Source organism: Granulicella arctica, assembly GCF_025685605.1.
GTDB classification, from domain to species: domain Bacteria; phylum Acidobacteriota; class Terriglobia; order Terriglobales; family Acidobacteriaceae; genus Edaphobacter; species Edaphobacter arcticus.
On the sequence record NZ_JAGTUT010000001.1, the window covers coordinates 4,671,933 to 4,691,525 of the forward strand.

General features: G+C 59.6%; 21 protein-coding genes and 1 tRNA gene. 9 read left to right on the plus strand and 13 right to left on the minus strand.

The window, feature by feature from the left end:
- Positions 1-31: 31 nt before the first annotated feature.
- The 4 genes from OHL20_RS19730 to hpnE are packed head-to-tail and all read left to right on the plus strand — an operon-like array spanning position 32 to position 4,330.
- Positions 32-1,102 carry a zinc-dependent alcohol dehydrogenase gene (locus OHL20_RS19730; RefSeq protein WP_263384864.1) on the plus strand — a complete coding sequence of 357 codons (1,071 nt, stop codon included), beginning with the start codon at positions 32-34 and terminating at the stop codon, positions 1,100-1,102.
- The gene (gene hpnC, locus OHL20_RS19735; protein ID WP_263384865.1) at positions 1,099-2,052 is read left to right on the plus strand and encodes a squalene synthase HpnC; all 954 of its coding nucleotides are present in this window, start codon (positions 1,099-1,101) and stop codon (positions 2,050-2,052) included. The genes OHL20_RS19730 and hpnC overlap by 4 nt, the downstream gene beginning before the upstream one ends.
- On the plus strand, positions 2,049-2,972 hold the full coding sequence (locus OHL20_RS19740; RefSeq protein ID WP_263384866.1) for a phytoene/squalene synthase family protein: 924 nt from the start codon (positions 2,049-2,051) through the stop codon (positions 2,970-2,972). The genes hpnC and OHL20_RS19740 overlap by 4 nt, the downstream gene beginning before the upstream one ends.
- Positions 2,969-4,330, plus strand: a complete 1,362-nt coding sequence (hpnE, locus tag OHL20_RS19745; protein ID WP_263384867.1) for a hydroxysqualene dehydroxylase HpnE — start codon at positions 2,969-2,971, stop codon at positions 4,328-4,330. The genes OHL20_RS19740 and hpnE overlap by 4 nt, the downstream gene beginning before the upstream one ends.
- Positions 4,331-4,359: 29 nt before the next feature.
- Here hpnE and OHL20_RS19750 read toward each other — a convergent pair whose 3' ends face one another.
- The 10 genes from OHL20_RS19750 to OHL20_RS19795 form a co-directional block, all read right to left on the minus strand.
- Positions 4,360-4,761 (minus strand): EamA family transporter, encoded by a 402-nt coding sequence (locus OHL20_RS19750; RefSeq protein WP_317890977.1) that lies wholly within the window; start codon positions 4,759-4,761, stop codon positions 4,360-4,362.
- The gene (locus tag OHL20_RS19755; RefSeq protein ID WP_263384868.1) at positions 4,758-5,177 is read right to left on the minus strand and encodes a DMT family transporter; all 420 of its coding nucleotides are present in this window, start codon (positions 5,175-5,177) and stop codon (positions 4,758-4,760) included. Before OHL20_RS19755 ends, OHL20_RS19750 begins: the two co-directional genes overlap by 4 nt.
- A gap of 26 nt (positions 5,178-5,203) precedes the next feature.
- Positions 5,204-5,671, minus strand: a complete 468-nt coding sequence (locus OHL20_RS19760) for a DUF3574 domain-containing protein (RefSeq protein ID WP_263384869.1) — start codon at positions 5,669-5,671, stop codon at positions 5,204-5,206.
- Between the two features lie 412 nt (positions 5,672-6,083).
- Positions 6,084-7,571, minus strand: a complete 1,488-nt coding sequence (gene hpnJ, locus OHL20_RS19765) for a hopanoid biosynthesis associated radical SAM protein HpnJ (RefSeq protein WP_263384870.1) — start codon at positions 7,569-7,571, stop codon at positions 6,084-6,086.
- A 70-nt stretch (positions 7,572-7,641) separates the two neighbouring features.
- The gene (locus OHL20_RS19770; protein ID WP_263384871.1) at positions 7,642-7,962 is read right to left on the minus strand and encodes a hypothetical protein; all 321 of its coding nucleotides are present in this window, start codon (positions 7,960-7,962) and stop codon (positions 7,642-7,644) included.
- 10 nt (positions 7,963-7,972) lie between these two features.
- The gene (locus OHL20_RS19775) at positions 7,973-9,286 is read right to left on the minus strand and encodes a TolC family protein (RefSeq protein WP_263384872.1); all 1,314 of its coding nucleotides are present in this window, start codon (positions 9,284-9,286) and stop codon (positions 7,973-7,975) included.
- A gap of 69 nt (positions 9,287-9,355) precedes the next feature.
- A complete protein-coding gene (locus tag OHL20_RS19780; protein WP_263384873.1) occupies positions 9,356-10,339 on the minus strand; it encodes a tetratricopeptide repeat protein in 984 nt (327 codons plus the stop codon).
- On the minus strand, positions 10,336-11,577 hold the full coding sequence (locus tag OHL20_RS19785; protein ID WP_263384874.1) for an efflux RND transporter periplasmic adaptor subunit: 1,242 nt from the start codon (positions 11,575-11,577) through the stop codon (positions 10,336-10,338). The genes OHL20_RS19780 and OHL20_RS19785 overlap by 4 nt, the downstream gene beginning before the upstream one ends.
- A gap of 95 nt (positions 11,578-11,672) precedes the next feature.
- The gene (gene recJ / locus OHL20_RS19790) at positions 11,673-13,484 is read right to left on the minus strand and encodes a single-stranded-DNA-specific exonuclease RecJ (protein ID WP_263384875.1); all 1,812 of its coding nucleotides are present in this window, start codon (positions 13,482-13,484) and stop codon (positions 11,673-11,675) included.
- A gap of 7 nt (positions 13,485-13,491) precedes the next feature.
- Entirely contained in the window at positions 13,492-13,956 is a 465-nt protein-coding gene (locus tag OHL20_RS19795) for a hypothetical protein (RefSeq protein WP_263384876.1), read from the minus strand.
- A 66-nt stretch (positions 13,957-14,022) separates the two neighbouring features.
- Here OHL20_RS19795 and OHL20_RS19800 point away from each other — a divergent pair, with 66 nt between their 5' ends.
- The 5 genes from OHL20_RS19800 to OHL20_RS19820 all read left to right on the plus strand — a co-directional run bounded on the left by OHL20_RS19800 (position 14,023) and on the right by OHL20_RS19820 (position 16,556).
- A complete protein-coding gene (locus OHL20_RS19800) occupies positions 14,023-14,388 on the plus strand; it encodes a (2Fe-2S) ferredoxin domain-containing protein (protein WP_263384877.1) in 366 nt (121 codons plus the stop codon).
- Positions 14,389-14,437: 49 nt separating this feature from the next.
- The gene (locus OHL20_RS19805) at positions 14,438-14,716 is read left to right on the plus strand and encodes a DUF507 family protein (protein WP_263384878.1); all 279 of its coding nucleotides are present in this window, start codon (positions 14,438-14,440) and stop codon (positions 14,714-14,716) included.
- A complete protein-coding gene (locus tag OHL20_RS19810; protein WP_263384879.1) occupies positions 14,713-14,988 on the plus strand; it encodes a DUF507 family protein in 276 nt (91 codons plus the stop codon). The genes OHL20_RS19805 and OHL20_RS19810 overlap by 4 nt, the downstream gene beginning before the upstream one ends.
- A 77-nt stretch (positions 14,989-15,065) precedes the next feature.
- Positions 15,066-15,142: transfer RNA gene (locus OHL20_RS19815), tRNA-Glu, on the plus strand.
- Positions 15,143-15,473: 331 nt separating this feature from the next.
- Entirely contained in the window at positions 15,474-16,556 is a 1,083-nt protein-coding gene (locus OHL20_RS19820; RefSeq protein WP_263384880.1) for a four-carbon acid sugar kinase family protein, read from the plus strand.
- Positions 16,557-16,633: 77 nt separating this feature from the next.
- Here the strand turns inward: OHL20_RS19820 and OHL20_RS19825 are convergent, their stop codons facing one another.
- The 3 genes from OHL20_RS19825 to OHL20_RS19835 form a co-directional block, all read right to left on the minus strand.
- Positions 16,634-17,149 carry a hypothetical protein gene (locus OHL20_RS19825; protein WP_263384881.1) on the minus strand — a complete coding sequence of 172 codons (516 nt, stop codon included), beginning with the start codon at positions 17,147-17,149 and terminating at the stop codon, positions 16,634-16,636.
- A 406-nt stretch (positions 17,150-17,555) separates the two neighbouring features.
- Positions 17,556-18,560 (minus strand): 4-hydroxythreonine-4-phosphate dehydrogenase PdxA, encoded by a 1,005-nt coding sequence (pdxA, locus tag OHL20_RS19830; RefSeq protein ID WP_263384882.1) that lies wholly within the window; start codon positions 18,558-18,560, stop codon positions 17,556-17,558.
- Complete coding sequence (locus OHL20_RS19835) at positions 18,557-19,579, minus strand: 2-keto-3-deoxygluconate permease (RefSeq protein WP_263384883.1); 1,023 nt, start codon at positions 19,577-19,579, stop codon at positions 18,557-18,559. The genes pdxA and OHL20_RS19835 overlap by 4 nt, the downstream gene beginning before the upstream one ends.
- Positions 19,580-19,593 lie beyond the last annotated feature (14 nt).

The window sequence follows — 19,593 nt, forward strand, 5'->3', positions numbered from 1 at the left end:
AAGTGAGATGATGGTAAGGATGAAGGTCCAGATGAACGCAGCTGTTTTATACGGGAAGGAAGACCTGCGACTTGAGCGAGTCGCAGTCCCTTTGGCGGGGCCGGGTGAGCTGATCATCCAGGTGGGAGCGGCGTTGACGTGCGGTACGGACCTGAAGGTCTACAAGCGCGGATATCACGCGATGATGTTGAAGCCGCCGATTCCGTTTGGGCATGAACTGGCGGGTGTGGTTTCCGAGGTTGGGGCGGGGGTGACGAAGTTTGCGTTGGGACAGCGTGTGGTGGCGCTGAACTCGGCTCCCTGCGATGTGTGCTATTTCTGCAGACAGGGGCAGCAGAACCTCTGTGAGGACCTTACGTTCAATAATGGAGCGTATGCGGAGTTTATTCGCATTCCGGAGCGGATTGTTGAGAAGAACACGCTGGTGATCCCGGAGCACGTGCCGTTTGAACACGCGGCGCTGACGGAGCCTCTGGCGTGCGTGGTGCGTGGACTTGAGGAGAGCGGGGCGCGGGCGGGCGACTCGATGATTGTGATCGGGGCGGGCCCGATCGGGTTGATGTTGATGCATGTCGCTGCGCTTGCGGGAGTCGAAGTAATTGCCGTCGTGAAACGGCACGACCAGATTGAGACGGCGAAGTTGTTTGGCGCGCGGCAGGTGATGCAGGTTGGATTGCGGGATGCGTTGGATGTGATCGATGCGGCGCGGGCGTTGACGCCGGAGCGGCGCGGGGCTGACGTGGTGATTGAGGCGGTCGCGAGTCCGCAGACGTGGCACTGGGCGGTGGGGATGGTCCGCAAGGGTGGCGTGGTGAACTTCTTTGGCGGGCCGCCGAGCGGGACGAAGGTGCAGTTGGACACGAACCGCCTGCATTACGGCGACATTACGCTGAAGGCTAGTTTTCATCACACCCCGTCTACCTGCCGGACGGCGTTCGAGCTGATTACGAGCGGGCGATTCAAATGTGCCGAGGCAATTACGGGACGAGTCGGACTGGAGGCGGTGCCTTCGGTCTTTCGGGCGATGATGACGCGGGGCGGAGCGGCTGGCATCCACAAGCCGGAGATCAAGACGGCGATCTTTCCGGGTGGTGTGCGATGAGCGTGGCTACCTTTAATGAGCATGCGCTGGGATGGGACTCGCTAGGGGATGGACCGGCGGAGTATCGGACGCCTGCGGAGCGGCCTTCGCTGGAGCAGGCGAAGGTGTGGTGCCGGGAGCTGGCTACATCGCATTATGAGAACTTCCATGTGGCTACGTTCTTCCTGCCAAAACAGGTGAAGCCACATTTTGAAAGCATTTATGCCTACTGCCGTGTTTCGGATGATCTCGGTGACGAGGTAAGCGATCCGCAGACGGCGACGCGGTTGCTGGATGCGTGGGGCGGGATGCTGGACGAATGCTATGAAGCTCCGGAGCGGTCGCGGCATCCGGTGTTTGTCGCACTGCGAGAGACGATCGTGGCTCATGATGTGCCGCGGGAGCTGTTCGCGCGCTTGCTGCAGGCGTTTCGGCAGGACCAGGTGAAGACACACTTTGAGTCGTTGGGCGAGTTGATGGACTACTCGCGCGACTCGGCGAACCCGGTAGGGCGGCTGGTGCTTTGGGTCTGCGGCTATCGCGAGGAATCGCTGGGACTGCTGTCGGATAAGGTGTGCACGGCGCTTCAGTTGGCGAACTTCTGGCAGGATGTTGTCGAGGATGATGAGCGGGGGCGGCGTTATTTACCCGGCGACGCGATGCTGCAGTATGGCGTGACCGACGCCCAGATTCATGAGCGGGTGTTTACGGCGGAGTTCTGGCGGTTGATGCAGAGCCTTGTAGAACAGACGCGCATGATGCTGCATGATGGCGGCAGGATCAGTGGGCTGGTGGATAAGGAGCTTGGGGCAACGCTCGAATTGTTTCGCAAGGGTGGCGATGCGATTCTGGACGCGATCGAGGCACAGGGCTTTGACGTGTTGCGACAGCGGCCTGAGGTTTCGAAGGGCAAGAAGGCACGGTTGCTGGCCGGAGCTTTGGTGGGGAAGATGCGAGGAATGTTCTCGTGACGCTTGTTGAGGCGTATAGGGTATGCCGTGGGATTGCGAAGCGTGAGGCGAAGAACTTCTACTATGCGTTTCGGGTGCTGCCACCACATAAGCGCGATGCGATGTGCGCGGTGTACGCCTTTATGCGGCGGGCGGACGATCTTGCGGATGATGAAGCTGTGTCCGTGGTTGAGCGCAGACGCCTGATGGAGGAGTGGATGGTGGCGTGGCGGGCTTCGCGGCAGCCGGGCTCGACCTCTCAGGATGCGGTGTTCCTCGCGCTTGCGGATACTCAGCAGCGGTTTGGGATTTCGGACGCGTTGCTCGAGGAGTTGGTGCAGGGGACGAGTATGGACCTTGCCGAGTCGGGTGCGGGGACCGGTGTACTTGTCGGGGCGGGACTGCAGGGATATCGGACGTTCGATGAGGTCTATCAATACTGTTACCTGGTGGCTTCGGTGGTGGGACTGGTGTGCATTCGGATCTTTGGGTACAGCGATGCTCGGGCTGAGGAGTTGGCGGAGAAGACAGGGATTGCGTTCCAGTTGACCAACATCCTGCGTGACGTGAAAGAGGATGCGGAGCGCGGTCGTCTGTACCTGCCGATGGACCTGATGGGGAAGTTCAGCGTGCTGCCTGAGGATGTTATTGCGCTGACTGCAGGGCGGGGGATCCGGGCGAACGAGCAGGGATTGCTGCGCGAGCTATCGACCAAAGCGTGGGAGTATTACGGTGCGGCGAAGATGCTACTGCCGCTGATCGATGCCGATAGCCGAGCGGCGCTTTGGGTGCTGGTCGAGATCTACAGCGGACTGCTGAAGCGGGTGGATGCGCGCAACGGGGATGTGTTTTCGCAACGGGCGCGGGTACCGACGATGGTGAAGCTGGCGATCCTTGGACGGGGGATTGAGAAGTCGCTGGTGAACCGGGTGATGGGGTGAGCGGTTCGGTGATTGTGGTGGGCGGCGGGCTTGCTGGGATGGCTGCTGCTGTTGCACTGGCGAATGATGGGGCACAGATAACGCTGGTGGAGCGTCGTCCGGAGATTGGTGGGCGGGTGTATTCGTACCCTCATCCGGCGCTTGGGGAGACAGTCGACTCGCAGCATGTGGTGCTGGGATGCTGTACGAATCTGCTGGAGCTGTGTGGGCAGGCGGGACAGAGCGGGGCGATCCGTTGGTATGACGAATTGGTTTTTCTGGAGCCGGGTGGACGGCGGAGTGTGATGAGGCCGGGGTTGCTGCCCGCCCCGTCGCACCAGACGATGAGCTTTCTGCGTGCGCCGATGCTGTCGCTGCGGGACAAGGTGGGGATCGCGGCGGGGCTGATGGAGTTTCTGCGCGGGTATCCGGCGGGTGACGCGGAGAGCTTTGCGACCTGGGTGAAACGGACGGGGCAGACGGAGCGCGCGGTACGGCACTTCTGGGAGCCGGTGGTGGTCGGGGCGCTGAACGATGGTTTTGAGAACTGTTCTACAAAGTATGCGGGTAAGGTGTTTCATGAGTCGTTTCTGCGGTCGCCGGAGGGTGGGCGGCTGGGGATTCCGGCTCAGCCGCTGAGTGAGTTTCTGGCTCCTGTGGGGGACGTTGCGCTGCGGGCTGGAGTTACGGTGAAGAAGGCTGGCGTGGAGCGACTTGCGCAGTCTGCGGGTGGCTGGGTGGTGACTGCGGGCGGGGAGGAACTTCGTGCGGAAAATGTTGTGCTGGCGGTGAGCTTCAAGGAGGCGGAGCGGCTGATGCAGGGGTTGCCAGGTACGGCGATCGACTTCACTCACTTTGTGCATGCGCCGATCACGACAATTCATCTCTGGTATGACCGTGATGTGACAGGGCTGGACCATGCGGTGCTGCTGGACACGAGGATTCAGTGGGTGTTTGTGAAGTCGCGGATTCGTGGCTGGGCGGCGAGCCGAGGGAGCTATCTTGAGTTGGTCATCAGTGCTTCGGAGCCGGAGTTGGCGATGGGGCGTGAGGAGATTCTTGCGTCGGCTCTACGGGAGTTTCAGCTTTTCTTTCCAGAAGCGAAGAGTGCGAAGCTTCTGAAGAGCGGGGTGTTGAAGGAGGCGCGGGCTACGTTCTCGGTGACGCCGGGGCTGGATCGGTTTCGACCGGCGCAGCGGACGCAGTGGCCGGGGCTCTTTCTGGCAGGGGATTGGACGGCTACGGAGTGGCCCTCGACGATGGAAGGTGCGGTGCGTAGCGGGCGGCTGGCTGCGGGGGAGATTGTCGGGGAGCGCGGGCGGTTTATGGCGGCAGAGCTTCCAGCTACGGGGCTGATGCGGTGGCTTAGCCGGTGCTGATTTGCTTAGAGAATTCTGTCTAAAGATTTTTACCGCGAGAGCAGGACGACGCCGATGCAGACGAAGATGGCGGCGAACCAGCGGCGGCGGTCTACATTCTCATGCAGGAAGAGCTTGGCGGCGGCGGCGTTCCCGATGAAGGTGAGCGAGGCGCTGGCGGGTGCGGCTAACGAGACGTCCACTTTGCTGAGAGTGAAGAGCAGCGAGAAGAAGCTGAGCGCCATGCAGACGACGCCGAGGAGAAACATCGGACTGCCGACGACAGCTTTGATGGCGCCGCCGAGGCCGGATTTGGCGCGGATGAGGTCGAGGTCGCCGATGCGGCGCATGGCTCCGGCGGTGAGGACGTCGCCGGCTATGGCGGTGACGGCTACGGTGAGGATGAGGGCCCAGGTTTCGAAGGTGGAGGCAGGTGCGGGAATCGGGGTCACTTTGCGGGGCTTTCGGAGGGTGCGGGGTGCTCGGTGAGCGAGGGACCGTTGGCGACGAAGCCTACTCCGCAGACGATGAGGATGATGCCAAGCCAGCGGTAGGGGGAGATGTGCTCATGCTGCCAGAAGCGGGCGAGAAGTGCGACGACTACGTAGCCGAAGGCGGTGCTGGGGAGGACGAAGGTGAGGTCCGCCCAACTGAGCGCGGTGAGATAGCTGGCGAAGAAGCCGAGGAGACAGAGGATTCCGGCGACGACCCAGGGGTTGCGCAGGGCGGTGAAGAGAAGTCCAAGGTTCTGGAAGGAGACGGCTCCGACCTGGGTCATGCCGTGGGCGAGCATGGTGTCGCCGATGGAGGCGGTGAGCATGACGCAAAGGAGGATGAGGTAGCGCTGGGGGGTGAGGGTGTGCTTCATCTCTGTTGATTCTAGTGGACGGCAGGTTAGAACGAGATGTCGGCTGGCTTGGTGACGCGGAGGACGGATTGGTCGCCGGTGCGCTGCTTCCATGCGGCGCGGATGGCTTCGACCTTGGCTGCGTTTTCGGGGGTGGCGGGGTAGTCGATGATGAGCATCTTGGAGCGGATGCGCTCGGGTTGGCTGGCGGTCTGTCCGCGTTTGGACTGCCACTGCCCGTAGACATCGAGGACGCTGAGGCCGGCGGGGAAGCGCGGGGTGACCTCCTGATCGAGGAAGGCACGCCAGGCTGCTTCGGTGACTCCCTTGTTGGGTGCGTCGGCGGGGCCGAGGCCGAAGTAGAGGCGGGTGTCGACCCAGTTCTGCGTTGCGGGCGGGTGAACTGGGTCGCCGTGCAGGGTGGGGATTGCCTGGAAGGCCATCATCTCTGACGGCAGAGCGGATGCGATGGCGAGAAATGCAACCAGGTGCGGAAGGCTTCTGAATTGCGGCATACACGTCACTATAGTGTGCCGTGCACGTATCAGACGACATGCATGCACCTATGAATATCTAAGGAAGGGGGGAGATGGAAGTCAAAGACGCCGGGAACACTGACATCATGCTCGTACCATCGGATATCTGCTGCGGAGGAGACACCAGGACGAGCGGGATCTTTGATTCGGCTATTTTCTTCCCGGTGAGATCGAGCAGCTCGACATAGCCGGGCGAGCCGCTTGCGTCTCCGGGAAGAGCAAAGAGACGGTGGGAGCTGTGAACGACCAATTTGTTAGGTTCCGGAAGGACTGAGGTACACCGCGCGGATTGGGCCGGGTGGCCGGAGGATGAGCACGGCAGCAGCATTCAGGATGCACAAAGAGGATAGCCAAATGGCTATCCTCTTTGTGTGCGTTGCATTTTTCAACTTCAGGCGTTCATGCTTACGGATTCCTGAGCCTTGGTGGCGTTGGCTTCCTTGGCGGCGCGTGATGCCTTGTTGCGCTGTGAGCGGAGCTTCATGAAGTCCTTTGCCTCGGAGTAGAGACGAGGGACGTCGCGGTTCACGATGGCCTGCCATACGACGCGGAAGGCTGCCTTGGGGCGGAAGTAATACTCGTCGTAGAACTTGTGCACCATCTCCATGACATATTCGACGGGCAGGCCGGGGTACTCGATGTGGGCCATCTGGTGGCCGTTATCGTCGGACATGGCCTCGTTGGTGATGAAGCCCTTTTCCTTGGCGTAGTCGAAGAACTCGGTGCCGGGGAAGGCGTGGGCGATCGAGACCTGGATGGTCTCGCAGTCGAGCTGCTTGGCGAACTCGATCGTGTTGCGGATGGACTCTCTCGTCTCGCCGGGAAGGCCGAGGATGAAGTCACCGTGAACGACCAAGCCGAGCTTGTGGCAGTCGCGCTGGAAGTCGAGTGCGCGCTGGACGGTAGCACCCTTCTTGATGTTCTTGAGGATCTGGGCGTCGCCGGACTCGTAGCCGACGATGAGGAGGCGGCAACCGGCTTCCTTCATGGCCTTCAACGTCTCGTAGGTCGTGGTGACGCGCGAGGTGCAGGACCAGGTGAGGCCGAGCGGCTTGAGCTTTTCGCAAAGTTCGACGGTGCGCGGTCCATTGATGTTGAAGGTGTCGTCGTCGAAGAAGAACTCTTTGACCTGGGGGAACTTGGCTTTGGCGGACTTCATCTCTGCGGCTACATCGTCGGTGGAGCGCTTGCGCCATGCATGGCCGGAGAGCGTCTGGGGCCAGAGGCAGAAGGTGCACTGCGCCGGGCAGCCGCGCGTGGAGTAGAGCGCGACATATGGGTGCAGGAGGAACGGAACGTTGTACTTGGTGACGTCGAGGTCGCGGTGATAGATGTCGGTCGCCCATGGCATCTCGTCAAGCTGCTCGGGGGTTACCTGGGGACGATCCGGATTGTGCTGAATTGTGCCGGAGGCATCTTTGTAGCTGACGCCAAGGATTTCATTGAGCGGCTTGCCCTGGGCAAATTCAACGACGGTGAAGTCGAACTCGCGGCGGCAGATGAAGTCGATCGCGGGGCACTCGTTGAGGGCCTTGTCCGGGGACGTGGTCACGGGTGGGCCGACGAAGGCGATCTTGATGGACGGATAGGCTTGCTTGATGGTCTCGGCCATCTTCTGGTCGCCATCCCATCCCATGGTGCTGGTGAAGAGGACGAGGAACTCATAGTCCTTGAGGATCGTGACGACCTCAGCCCACTTGATGTGGTGCGGCGGAGCATCGAGGAGGCGTGAGCCTTCCAACATGCCGGCCGGATAGGTGAGCCACACGGGATACCAGTACGACTCGATCTCACGGGTAGCAGGCCAGCGGGAGCTGGCGCCACCGTCGAATTTCTCAAAGGAGGGCGGGTTCAGGAACAGTGTTTTTAGAGGCGTCATCGCTACCTTGTAGTTTACCACTCAGGAACTATCGTGCGAGGAATCTACAAGGGTTCCTCGCACGCCAGCCCTAAGGTTTTGACTGGCGGGAGGTGGCTTTGGTGAGACCTTTCGCATCCACAAAGACCAGCCAGTATGAGGGTTTCAACGGGCCGAATGCCGACCTGTAGACGAGAACATGGTCGCAATTGACCGTGAGTTGGGTGTCGTAGGCAGCGCAGGAGGAGTTGATTGACGATGGTTTGCCGAGCAGCCCACGTACGCTGTCTTCCGTGGCGTCGGCCCGGATGGTGGCGAAGCCTTCATTGATGCGGCGATCGTGGACCCAGCCGAAGAAGAGGACAGCCAGAACGAAGACGAGCAGAACGATGAGTGGGGATTTGAGCTTCATGGGTGCAGCCTCAGGGGGTTTGAGGGTGGGCGGATAAGGACTTCAGCCATGGCTCGAGCTGGCCGGTCTGCCGGAGGAGATTGATCTGGGTCTGACGAAGCTGGAGGTTGGTGTCGAGATAGCTTAGATATTTCTCGCGCTCGGCGATACGGGCGTTTTGCTCGTCTTTAGGAGACATCTGCCGACCGCCTGAGTTGCCGTTGCCCTGAAGCTGGAGGAGCATGGCATCGAGCTGCTGCTGGGCTAACTGCTGGTCGAGATCAGCTACCTCGGAGCGGGCGGCGAGTTCGGCGGAGGCGTGCTTGAGCTTGAGCCGACCGTCGAGGAACTGATCACGCTGCTGGTCGGCGTCACGGAGGGCGTGGACGGCGTCGGCTGCGGATTCCCGAGCCTTGGCGCGGTGGACGTAGTCGACGATGGGCAGGCTGATCTGTATGCCTATTTCGGCGTTGTTCTGTTGGAAGTGGTTATAGTATTCGGCGTAGTTGTTGTAGGCGGCGAAGCGGTTGTATTGTGCGCCGAAGGAGATCTGGGGACGGCGCTCATAACGAGCATCGCCATAGGCCTGCTCCTGCTTTGACTTGGCATTGGCATAGGCGGCCAGGATGCCGGGAGCTGTCGGCAATCCAGTTGAAACGACAGGGGTGAGCCATGTGCCGGATGTGGGAAGACTGCTGGTGAGGGTGGTGAGGCCGGGCTCCGGAAGGCCGATGAGCCGGGCGAGCTTGGCGCGGTCGTACTCGGTTTCATCTTCGTCGCGGAGAGTGGTCAAGCGGATCTGTGCGTTCGTCAGGCGGGCGGTGGTGAGATCGATGCCCGTGTCCTGACCGGCGTCGAGACGATCCTGCACGATGGAGACGAGGCGGGAGGCGTAATGCTTCTCGTCATTGAGAGCGATTTCGCGCTGCTGGTCGCGGTCGAGGGCCAGATAAGCTATAGCGGCCTCTTCAGCGACGGCCTGGCGGGCGTCCATGAGGGCGAGGTTTGCGGCTTCAAGGCCTGAGCGGGCGGCGCGGATGTAGTCATGCTGGGAGAAGTTAAAGACCAGAGACTGAGCGTTAAAGTTGTAGATGGATGGCTGTCCAACTGGGAAGCCATAGGAGTATCCGAGGCCAGAACCGCCTACGACGGCAGGGATGTAGACGTCCCGTGCTTCAGAGAGCAGGGCTCGCGCCTTGTCTACATCGGCCTGAGCCATGAGGACTCGCGGATTATTGCGAAGAGCGAGATCGATGGCGGTGGTGAAGGAGATCTGGGCGTGGGCGGTCACGGCGAGAAAAGCCAGCGAAGTTATCGTAAATGCGAAGCGAAGCAGACGTGCCATGGGTCCTGACGAAACAGTGCGAGATCGATTGACCTCCATGGTATCGCGTTCCACCTGAGTGTCTTCCATTCAGGGCCTCTGCAGTGCTTTGCGTGCGGGGTTATACGCGGGGGCGAGTTGGAGGGCTGCTTCGTACTCAGCGTGGGCGCCGGTCTGGTCCCCGTGCTGGGAAAGCAGATGGCCGAGCTGGACGTGGACCTTGAAGGCAGGGGCGTCTTCGGACTTGGCGGAGGAGGCGAGGTAGAGACGAAGCACCTTCTCGGCAAGGTCGGGGGAGCGCTGTGCGTCCGTCAAGATGCTGGCCATGTCCATCAGCGCGGCATCGTGGGCCCGGTCGGCATTGAGGGCGGACTGAATGGTAATGACCGCTTTGTCGGGTTGATTCTGACGCTGGTAGAAGGCTCCAAGGTCCACCATGGCGTCGGGGCGGTGACCTTCGGCGATGGCACTGCGAAACTCGGATTCGGCGGTTGAAAAGTCTTTCCGCTTCTCTGCGATCATCGCTCGAAGACGATGGGCGGCGGCTGGAGAGTAGCGCTGAAGCTGTGACGCGATGCGCTCAGCCTTATCGAGTCCACCACCGATAAGGGAGGGCGCGGCGATGTAGAACTCACCGAGGGCGGTGCTTGCCGGGATGTTGGATGGGTCAAGTTGGGCGGAACTCTCGAAGGCTACGCGAACTTTCTTCGCCAGACTCAGGCCGGTGAAGGGTCCTGCGTGTTCGGCCTTCAGGCCATAGGCTCGACCGAGCCACATCTGGTTGTTGCTGGAAGCAGGTACGTGGGCGACGGCCTGCTCACACTCATGAATTGCCGGATCGGCCAACTCTTCGGCGTAGTAGACGCGGCAGAGAAGCTGGTGAGCGGCGGGGTCGGAGGGCTGGGCGGCGATCAGGGGCTGAAGGAGGTTGACGGCTTCGGCAGCGCGACCCTGCTGGAGCGCCCGATCCGCAGACGCTATGTCTGCGCGTGCGGGACGAAGAGTCCCAAAGAGGAGGAGCAGGCAAAGCACGACCCGCAGCGAGGCTGCTTCGGCTTTGTTGAGCGTGCTCATTCGACTGATTTGACCTGCAAGCCGTTGGTCAGGTCACGATTGCTGGTGGCATTTAGAGCGACGGTGTCCTTCTCAACAAGACCGCCTGTAATCTCGACGCGGTTCAGATTGACTGCGCCCACCTGGACGGGGGTCCAGACGAGTTTGTGATTGATGACGCGGAAGACATAGTTGCTAACGCCCTCGGTGTGCAGGGCCTCCCGCGGAACGCTGAGAACGTTGAAGCGCTGCGAGTAGGTGACAGCCACGGTCACGTTGGTGTTCGGTAGGAGATCGCCCTTGGCATCATCGACGGTGATGATGCACTCGCCGACGTTCCGAGTGTTATAGGTGATGACTGTGGTCGGAGCACGACTGATGTGTCCGTGCCAAGTCTGGAGCGGCTTGGCGTCCCAGACGATCTTGACCGACTGACCCTGTGCGAGCTTGCCAATCTCCGGCTCATCGAAGTAAGCGCGAATCTGGATGCGATTGAGGTCGGCTACGTCGAGAAGATCGTCACCAGCGGGCACGAAGTCGTACTCGGAGACAGGAATTGAATAGACCGTACCTGCGATCGGAGAGCGCTGATTGGCGCTGGCATAGCTGCTGCGAGCGGATGCAAGAGAGGCCCTGGAATCGGCGAGTTGTGCCTGGACACGTGCCTGATCGGTTGAACTGTAGCGTTGGGTCGATCGCTGCTGGACTCCCAGCAGGGTAGTGTTGGCTGAATCGAGTCGCTCCTTCGCGGATTGTACTTCGCCGGTAGACGCAGCGCCCTTCTGCTGCAAAGCTTGCAGGGCGGCGAGATCTTTGCTGGCCTGTTGTTGCTGCAACTGAGCGCGGCTCAGATCGCCAGCCATGGAAAGGCGTTCTTCCTGGGTGCCTCCATGCGACAGGTCGGCGGAGGTCGCCTCGGCGGAACGAAGAGATGAAGTGGCGGTCGCCATGCGGGAGAGCGCATCGGCATCATCCATCTTGACTAATAGATCGCCTGGTTTCACCTTCTGGCCTACTTCGACGTAAATTCGCTCGACGACACCAGCAGCGGGGGCATGTGCCTGAAACTCCTCAATGGGCTCTACCTTTCCATTGGTGGAGACAATACTGAGCAGATTTTCGTGAGTCACGGGGGCTACACGTACGGCGACAACCTCGCGCGTGAGCGAGCGGATGAAGAAGATGGCAAGTACGGCGACAACTAGCAGGCTGCCCCAGATTACTGCCGGATTGAGGCGCTTCTCGGTCGTGGTGGGCATCGTGTCCAAAGAGTGAAGAATGAAGGTCAGTATATAAGACGCGATTGCACTGGAAACGAAGCAGCTATTTCCTTGTAGCCATTTCAAGGGCAGGATCAGGCTGGTTGGAGATCGAGTAACTCAAGTTGTAGACCGCCGTAGTGCTCGTGTTTATTTTCATTGATCCGGTACGCAATGTGGATAACGGACCCCTCTTGAAGGTTGAGTTGTGCACACTGCGCCGGCCAGTCGATCATCCTGCTCCAGCCAAGAGCGTTTATTCTGCGCGAGGAGTCTCCCTGGGCGAGTTCGAGGCAGATGTGCTTCTCCTTGATGTAGCGAACAGGTGCCGCAAGGATGACGCCTCGTGAGATGAAGACAGGCTCCGGGTGAGCATTGCCGAAGGGGCCACATCGACCCAGCCAAGTGTAGAGGTCGGGGGTAATCTCGGGGAGCGCCAGTTCGCCATCCGCCGCGAGTGCAGGGCGTAGGACGCCGAGAGTCAGGGCGGTTTCGGTATGGACCTTCATCCCGATTCGGAGACCTTCGAGGAGTGCCGACGGCAGCGAAAAGCCTACCGCGTGGGCATGGCCACCGAAACGCGTGAAGAGGCCTCCGGCGGCTTTGGTGTCGACGGTCGTCAACGCATCCAGAAGGTGAAAGCCCGCAACGGAGCGACCGGACCCGTGAGCCTGGCCGTCTTCGTGCATGACGATGAGAGCGGGCCGTCCGGTGCGGTCGACAACTCGTGAGGCGAGGATCCCGAGGACGCCGCGGTGCCAAGAGGCGTCGTCGAGGATGATGCATTCGGCAGGAAATTCGTCGTTGGTTCGAAGCTTTTCAAGCTGAAGTTCGATCGTCGCCAGCGCTTCTGCTTCGGTGGCGCGGCGATCCTGGTTGAGGCCGTCCAGCTTCTCCGCCAGCTCTTTAGCGCGAGCTGGATCGCGTGTCAGGAAAAGCTCGATCACGTCGTCAGCCACGTCCATCCGTCCGGCTGCGTTGATCCGCGGTGCGAGGCGGAAGCCTACCTCGGTGGCGGTTGGAGCGGTGTCGAGCGGGAGTTTGGCGACTTCCATCAGAGCGCGGAGGCCGGGCTGGATGGGATTCCGGAGTTCACGCAGACCGAGCGCCGCGATCACACGGTTTTCGCCAACCAGCGGAACGGAATCGGCAATTGTGGCAATGGCAACAAGCTTTAGGAATGAAGGAAGAATGACCTGATTGAGGCGATCGCGCTGGGCTGTGGTCTCTGCCGCCGCAGCCAGGAGCGCATGAGCCAGTTTGAAGGCGACGCCTGCACCGCAGAGGAATTTGAAGGGATAGGGGCAGCCCTCCTGAGCGGGGTTGATGACAGCGAGAGCCTCGGGTACTCCGGCGGCGTCATCGGGCAGATGGTGGTCCGTGACGATGAGGTCGAGGCCGAGAAGTCTAGCTTCGGCAGCGGCGGCAAAGGCACGGATGCCGGTGTCCACGCTGATGACGAGACGTACGCCAGTATCTGCTGCCTGACCAAGGATATTGGTCTGCATCCCGTAGCCCTCCCGGATGCGGTGGGGGACGTGCCAGGTGACCTGTGCGGGTTTATCTTTCGTGGCTATCCGCTCGATGGCTGTTTTGAGCAGGACAGTAGCGGTCGTGCCATCGACGTCGTAGTCTCCGTAGATCAGGATCGGCTCAGCCAGGCGCACTGCCTGCTGGATGCGCGCGACCGCCTCCACCATGCCTAGCATCTGCAGCGGGTCATGGAGGTGGTCGAGGGTCGGATGAAGGAAGAGATCCGCCGCCTGAGCGCCCGCGATACCGCGCGAGACAAGGAGGCTGGCGATCGCCGGGGGACACTTCAAGTGCCGGATGAGGTCGCTAGTCGCCGCGTCATCTACGCTGGGGGTCGACCACTCGCGCTGTGGCCGGGTGACGGGGGCTGCCATGATCGCGTTACTCGTCGCTGTCGCTATCGTCAACGATCACGCTGCTGAGGTCGGTGACTGCTTCCATTAGCTGTTGAAAGCGCTCATACCATTCAGTCGACACTTCGAAGAGGAACATGACCCCCTGGTTGGCGAACCCAAGCTGGAGGTAGCCGGTTTTTCCGACATGATTGATCAGGTATTCTGCGTCGTCGAGGTCGGGCGCGTCTTCATCCGGGAAGTTCTGCTCTCGGAGTTGCTCCAGGAGAAGAGCGATATCGGTCTTCTCGAGGATGACTTCACTCATCGTGATGAAGGGAGCGTTAGCGGCTTTGGCGTGTTCGACGAAATCTTTCCATCCGTCGGCATCATCCTCTTCGAAGAGGACCGTGGGGACCTCTTCAGTGACATATCCATTGAAACGGCGAAGGCCGTGACCGGCGATAAAAGCCACCATGTCGTCTTTGAGCGAAATAAGGTTATCGGGTTGCATCGAAGAACGATTGTCGCAGAAAGCAGGCGAGAACGCACTGCGTCATGATGGTGGAGGAGATTCTGCATGGCTAGGTTTGAGAAGCATATTTTCATCTGCATGAACGAGCGGGACGAGACGGCCTCGCGGCCGAGCTGCCTGAACGAAGGCAGCAAGAAGGTAAAAGCCGCATTGAAAGATGCGATCAAAGACGCCGGATTGAAGCACCAGGTTCGGGCCAGCCAGGCTGGTTGTCTGGATCAGTGTGAGCACGCACCGGTGATGGTGGTCTATCCAGACGGCGTTTGGTACGGTTTTGTGAAACCCTCCGATGCTGAGGAGATTGTGACCGAGCATCTGGTTGGCGGAAGACCTGTAGAGCGTCTGCGGCTGGCCGAAAGCTGTGTGAATACAGCAGATTGCCCGCATCGTAAGAAGAAACAGTCGAAGTAGTTCGACTGAGAGAAGATGTGCCCGGCGTGCTATATTTAGAGGAAAGTCAATGATTTTTTCAAAAGATTACGTAGGGTATCTGGCGCGCCAGACGGTCAAGCATCTGGTGGACGCGAAGATGATCCAGACCGATAAACCGGCCGTCCTGAACGAGCGCGTCACTGCCGCGATGATCGAGGAGCTTGCTCTCGAAGATCGCATTAACGATGAAGTCCGCGTCATTCTGGAAGCGTACCAGGACGACATGCTGAAAAGTGGAGCGAGCTTTCCTGAGATGTTCAAGAAGGTCAAGATGGAGCTCGCGCGTAAGTACAAGGCGGTGCTGTGAGGATTTCGCGCGATAAGCTCAATAAACTCGCCCACACTGTCGCCGATACACTCGCAGAGATCGACGAGGTCGGGTTTCTGGAGGACCGCAATACCATTCGGCAGGAGGCTCGCAAGGCTCTCGAAAAGCTGCTGATGGACGAGTTGAAGATCGATGCCGGTGCGCGCCTGAAGATTTCTTCGCAACGGAAGATTATCGTGGAAGGCTCTCAGGAGTGGGACATACTTTATCGTAAGTATTATAACGATGAGGTCAAGAAACTCGGTCTGTAACGTGGCATCATCCTTGCTGAGTTGCTATACTAAGTTTGTCGCAAAGGTGAGGCGTAAGGTCTCCTTTTGGTCATCATGGCGTTATGGTGTAACTGGTTAACACGTCGCCCTCTCAAGGCGAAGAGTTCGAGTTCGAGCCTCGATAACGCTACCAATTTCAATGACAAAGGCGACCCTAGAGGTCGCCTTTGTCGTGAACGTCGACCTGACCCTTGTTGCTATGCGGTTAGGCTGCGGTCACATCCGTTGAGAGTGGAATGAGCTTGCAATCAGATCTCACCAACGATGCTATAAGTGTGCCGTCGAAGTGGCGTACGGATACGACAGTACCTTGAGGTCGTTCCACTTTGGCCCTGCAGCCGATCAGCGAGATGACTACAGAGAGACTTCTGGCCCGCAGTTCAGTTCTTTTTGTTTGAGATGCCTCACGTACACTGATGATCGCAGCGTGCAGACCATCTTCTGTGCGGTCAGGAATGTTCCCCATGATCTCTTGCCCCAGCTTCCATTCTGTCCGCATCATTGCGGATGACCTCACCGGTGCGTGCGACACGGCTGTGGCGTTTGCCTGTGTTGGAATGGTCACGGAGGTGGAGACCACGTGGTCTATCAGGACGGCTTCGAATGCGGCGGTGATCGCGTGGAATACCGAGAGCCGAGAAATTAGTGTGATGTCTTCCAATGCCCGCATCGACGAGGCGGCGTCGCGGCTTGAGAAAGATCCTGCGCATCATGTCTTCAAGAAGATCGATTCGATCTTCCGCGGCAACAGCTTCTCAGAGATTGCAGCATGTCTTGTGAAGTTTCCTCATGAGATCGCCGTTCTGGCACCCGCGTTTCCGGAGCTGGGACGCACGTTGCGAGATGGCGTCCTGACGGCTAACGACTTCTTCGGGAAACATCATCGAGACATAGCCGAAGGCCTCCAAAATGCGGGGGTTGCTCCACACAAAGTTTCGAGCGCAGCGTGTATCCGCGAGGCCTACGCGTCGGGCTCGCGGGTTGTGCTCTGCGACAGCGAGACGGAGCAGGACCTGCTGGCGATCGTTGGAGAGTCGCTGAACCTGGCTGGAGCGGGGAGGGTGCTGTGGATCGGCTCGGGTGGGCTTGCGCACGCTTTGGCAAGCGTGCTCAGCTCGGCGGAGGCTCCAAGCTGCCCGACCGTCACGGGAAGTACTGTGGTCTTCGTGGTGGGCAGTGACCATCCGGTGACACTGCGGCAACTCGAACATCTGAGGCTTGCCGGGGCGAATGCCGTGGTGGTTCCGATCGATCAGGAGATCAGCCACGCCCAATTGCGCGAGACACTTGCCCCATACGCTGATCGTGGCGTCTCCTGTCTATTTGCTACGGGAGGGGATACGGCACTTGCCGTCTGCCGTGCGCTCGAGATCGATTGTTTGCGAGTGGAGTGTGAGTTTTCTCGCGGGCTGCCGCAATCGCGCATTCTCGGCGGGCCGTTCAAGGGGGCTCATTACATTATGAAATCCGGCGGCTTTGGGGAGCATGATGTGCTTAGCCGCATCGCGCAGGCGTTTACCCATGCGAGGACAAGCGAACGCAGATGACAGCGATCACGAAGAGGACCTTCTTGATCTCTCTTCGTGGTCTTCTGGACGCCCAAATCTGAGGGCACGACGACAAATTATTTGAATTCGGTTCCGAGTTCCACGACGTAGTACTTCGCGTGGGTGCCGACTGGATTGGTGATGCCATGCAGATCCCATGGGCCGTTGAACATGACTGATCCAGGGCCGCCTCGTGAGGTGACACCGTTGAGATTGAAGTCGAATGCGTGGAAACGTTTGTCGAGAACGGAGGCTCTGATGAAAAGAAGGCCACCTGCGGTGACCACAGGCCCACCGTAGTTTTCAGAGCCGGTCTCAGGGACGCCTACAGCAGTGAGTTCAGGATAGGAGCCGAAGGGAATCTGCCATAGATACCCGTCGGTATTGAGGTCGATGGCGTTTAGCGTACCCAAGGGAAGTGAGTTTGCAGGGAAGCCCTCAGGGGTCGAGAAATTTGTGATAGCCGGTGGTGTCGTAGGCGTGGATTTCCCTTGGAGGACAGCGCCGCTACGTTGGCGGCGTTCGATGCAGCTTTCTCCGTTAACAAGATATTCGGCGAGGCTTCTGGCATCACCCCACATCACGGCGGACATGCAGGACGAGGGCGTTGGTCATGCTGGATTCTTTGGAGTTGATGTAGACGATGTGGTGGCAGGCTCGTGCCTATGACCTGTTCAAGGTTTCGCGTTGCATAAGGTGACTGATGGGTTATTGAGGGTGGGATGATTGAAACAGTGAGAGCACTCGGTTCGAATCCGCAGATTCACCGAATGGGTGCATGCTTCTCGATTCCCAGTCCAAGTTCACATACCCATGTCCGTTAAAGCGAGCGGGAGAGTATTGCCGTAGGTGCCAGGAGCGCTGAAGCCGAAGCGGCGGGCTCGAGCCATGTGAGCGATCGCCAAGCGCCCGTGAAGCGCAGTGTAACAGCCCATTGAAAGAACGTTCGTCAGCTCTAGGTGAAGGCTTTCTGCTCCTCAGTCCGGTTACGCGTTGGCGTCAAGGGGTTACGGTTGCGAGTTGAATCGCCTGGAGCATGGCCTGGAGCATGCTGCGTTCGTCGGCCTTGCCTGTTCCGGCGATGTCGAAGGCGGTCCCATGATCGACTGATGTTCTTACGACAGGTAGGCCGATGGTGATGTTGACGCCTGACTCGAGCCCCAGCACCTTGACCGGTCCGTGGCCCTGGTCGTGGTACATCGCTACGACGAGATCGAAGTCGCCACGCTGCGCGCGAAAAAAGAGTGTGTCCGCAGGCAGTGGGCCTTCGATGTCGATGCCCTGGGCACGGCATCGACGGATTGCCGGCTCAATCTTCTCGGCCTCTTCACCCCGTCCGAACAGGCCGTTCTCCCCAGCGTGTGGATTGATGGCACACACTCCAACGCGTGGGTTTGCAATCCCTGCACGTCGCAGCGCATCGACTCCGCGCAGGATGGTGCGTTCGACGAGTTCTGGCCCAATCTTCGCGATGGCGTCAATGAGCCCGATGTGAGTCGTGACGTGGATCACGTTCATCTTCGGTGTGCTCAGCATCATCGAAACTTCGGGCGTACCGGTGAGGGCCGCGAGCATTTCGGTATGCCCCGGATACTTGTGTCCCCCGGCGTGCAGTGCTTCCTTATTGAGCGGCGCGGTGCATATCGCCTGCACCTTGCCGGCAAGCGCGAGTTTCGCTGCAATCTCCATATACCGAAAAGCTGCATCGCCGGCGATGGGCGAGAGCACGCCCCATGGAAGATCCTCAGGGATCAACTCAAGATCAATACAGTCAACGATGCCATACGCATAGAGGGCTCGATCGAACTGTTCCGCATTGAGGCCACGGACCTTAAAAGGTGCGCCCACGACCACGGCAGCTTTGCGGAGGCGTGCGGCATCGCCGATCACCAGTGGGTAGCACTTCTCGTAGAGATCAGCATGCATCAACGTCTTGATGATGATCTCGGGGCCAACGCCGGCGGCGTCACCCATCGTCATCGCGATAATCGGTCGGGGTGTCATCGGGCTCCTTTGTTCCATGGTAACGAGTCGTCTGGATGTGGAGGGTCAACTGGAGGGATGTTCTCCTGGCTGCGCCTGATCCGCGCCCTCCACCAAGCCGTCAACGGAGGAACGACAAGGCTGCTTACGATGACACAGGCCGCTACCAGCACGGTCGCCGACGCAGCCGCCTGGAAGTAGTTATGGTTGGCTGTTGCCACCAGCATGGGAACAGCGGCCGCGTTCCCCGCTGTGGTGGAGGCTGCTATTCCAGCAGTTCCATTGCCTCCAATGATCCGATCAACGGCGATGAGGCAGACGCCGCAAATGAGTACCAGGATGAGACCGAGCGCGAGGCCGAGCAGACCGGCTGCCCACACACGATGGAGGTCAAGCGTGGCTCCAAGAGCAAAGGCAAAGAAGGGGATCATGACTCCTGCGCCCTTGGATAGGAAGTCGCGCATCTCAGGATCGAGGTTGCCGAGTAACATGCCAGCGGCAAGGGGCAGGATAGCGCCCAAAAGCGTCTGCCACGGGAACGCCGAAAGACCCACGACTCCGAGTGAGACCATCGTGAGAAATGGGCCGGATTCGAGAGCCATGACGGAGTAAGCCGCTGTGTCCTCGGGCCTTCCATATTGCTCCATCAGGGCCATGTAGAGGCCGCCGTTGGTATCGTTGATTGCTGCAACGACGGCCAGGGTTGAGAGCCCGGCAAGCCAGCCGGTGTGAATGGGCTCGACTCCTAAGAAGTGCCCGAGCAGAGCGGCTGCGGCGAGGCCGAGTGCGATCTTGGTCACCATCAGCATGCCCCCCTTACGGATGACTTCCGGAAGCGAGCGGAGAGTAATCCTCGCACCCATGCAGACGTAGAAAACTGCGAGAATCGGCAGCGCTCCTGTAAAGAGCGCATTGGTAAAGGAAGCGAAGTAGACTCCGGTGTGCGGCGCGAGGGTCGTAATCATCGCCCCGCAAAGAAGCGGAACAATCATCATCCCACCCGGGACATTGTCGATGGCATGTTTGATTCTGATTTGCATAGAAGCTAAATCAC

Bases quoted from the DNA above. Each gene is read 5' to 3' on its own strand.
- OHL20_RS19800 (WP_263384877.1), top strand. From the start codon at position 14,023: ATGGCTAGGTTTGAGAAGCATATTTTCATCTGCATGAACGAGCGGGAC.
- OHL20_RS19785 (WP_263384874.1), bottom strand. From the start codon at position 11,577: ATGCCCACCACGACCGAGAAGCGCCTCAATCCGGCAGTAATCTGGGGC.
- OHL20_RS19825 (WP_263384881.1), bottom strand. From the start codon at position 17,149: ATGTCCGCCGTGATGTGGGGTGATGCCAGAAGCCTCGCCGAATATCTT.
- OHL20_RS19760 (WP_263384869.1), bottom strand. From the start codon at position 5,671: ATGCCGCAATTCAGAAGCCTTCCGCACCTGGTTGCATTTCTCGCCATC.
- hpnJ (WP_263384870.1), bottom strand. From the start codon at position 7,571: ATGACGCCTCTAAAAACACTGTTCCTGAACCCGCCCTCCTTTGAGAAA.
- recJ (WP_263384875.1), bottom strand. From the start codon at position 13,484: ATGGCAGCCCCCGTCACCCGGCCACAGCGCGAGTGGTCGACCCCCAGC.
- OHL20_RS19730 (WP_263384864.1), top strand. From the start codon at position 32: ATGAACGCAGCTGTTTTATACGGGAAGGAAGACCTGCGACTTGAGCGA.
- OHL20_RS19820 (WP_263384880.1), top strand. From the start codon at position 15,474: ATGATCTCTTGCCCCAGCTTCCATTCTGTCCGCATCATTGCGGATGAC.
- OHL20_RS19805 (WP_263384878.1), top strand. From the start codon at position 14,438: ATGATTTTTTCAAAAGATTACGTAGGGTATCTGGCGCGCCAGACGGTC.
- OHL20_RS19835 (WP_263384883.1), bottom strand. From the start codon at position 19,579: ATGCAAATCAGAATCAAACATGCCATCGACAATGTCCCGGGTGGGATG.
- OHL20_RS19795 (WP_263384876.1), bottom strand. From the start codon at position 13,956: ATGCAACCCGATAACCTTATTTCGCTCAAAGACGACATGGTGGCTTTT.
- OHL20_RS19775 (WP_263384872.1), bottom strand. From the start codon at position 9,286: ATGGCACGTCTGCTTCGCTTCGCATTTACGATAACTTCGCTGGCTTTT.
- pdxA (WP_263384882.1), bottom strand. From the start codon at position 18,560: ATGACACCCCGACCGATTATCGCGATGACGATGGGTGACGCCGCCGGC.
- OHL20_RS19755 (WP_263384868.1), bottom strand. From the start codon at position 5,177: ATGAAGCACACCCTCACCCCCCAGCGCTACCTCATCCTCCTTTGCGTC.
- hpnC (WP_263384865.1), top strand. From the start codon at position 1,099: ATGAGCGTGGCTACCTTTAATGAGCATGCGCTGGGATGGGACTCGCTA.
- OHL20_RS19770 (WP_263384871.1), bottom strand. From the start codon at position 7,962: ATGAAGCTCAAATCCCCACTCATCGTTCTGCTCGTCTTCGTTCTGGCT.
- OHL20_RS19780 (WP_263384873.1), bottom strand. From the start codon at position 10,339: ATGAGCACGCTCAACAAAGCCGAAGCAGCCTCGCTGCGGGTCGTGCTT.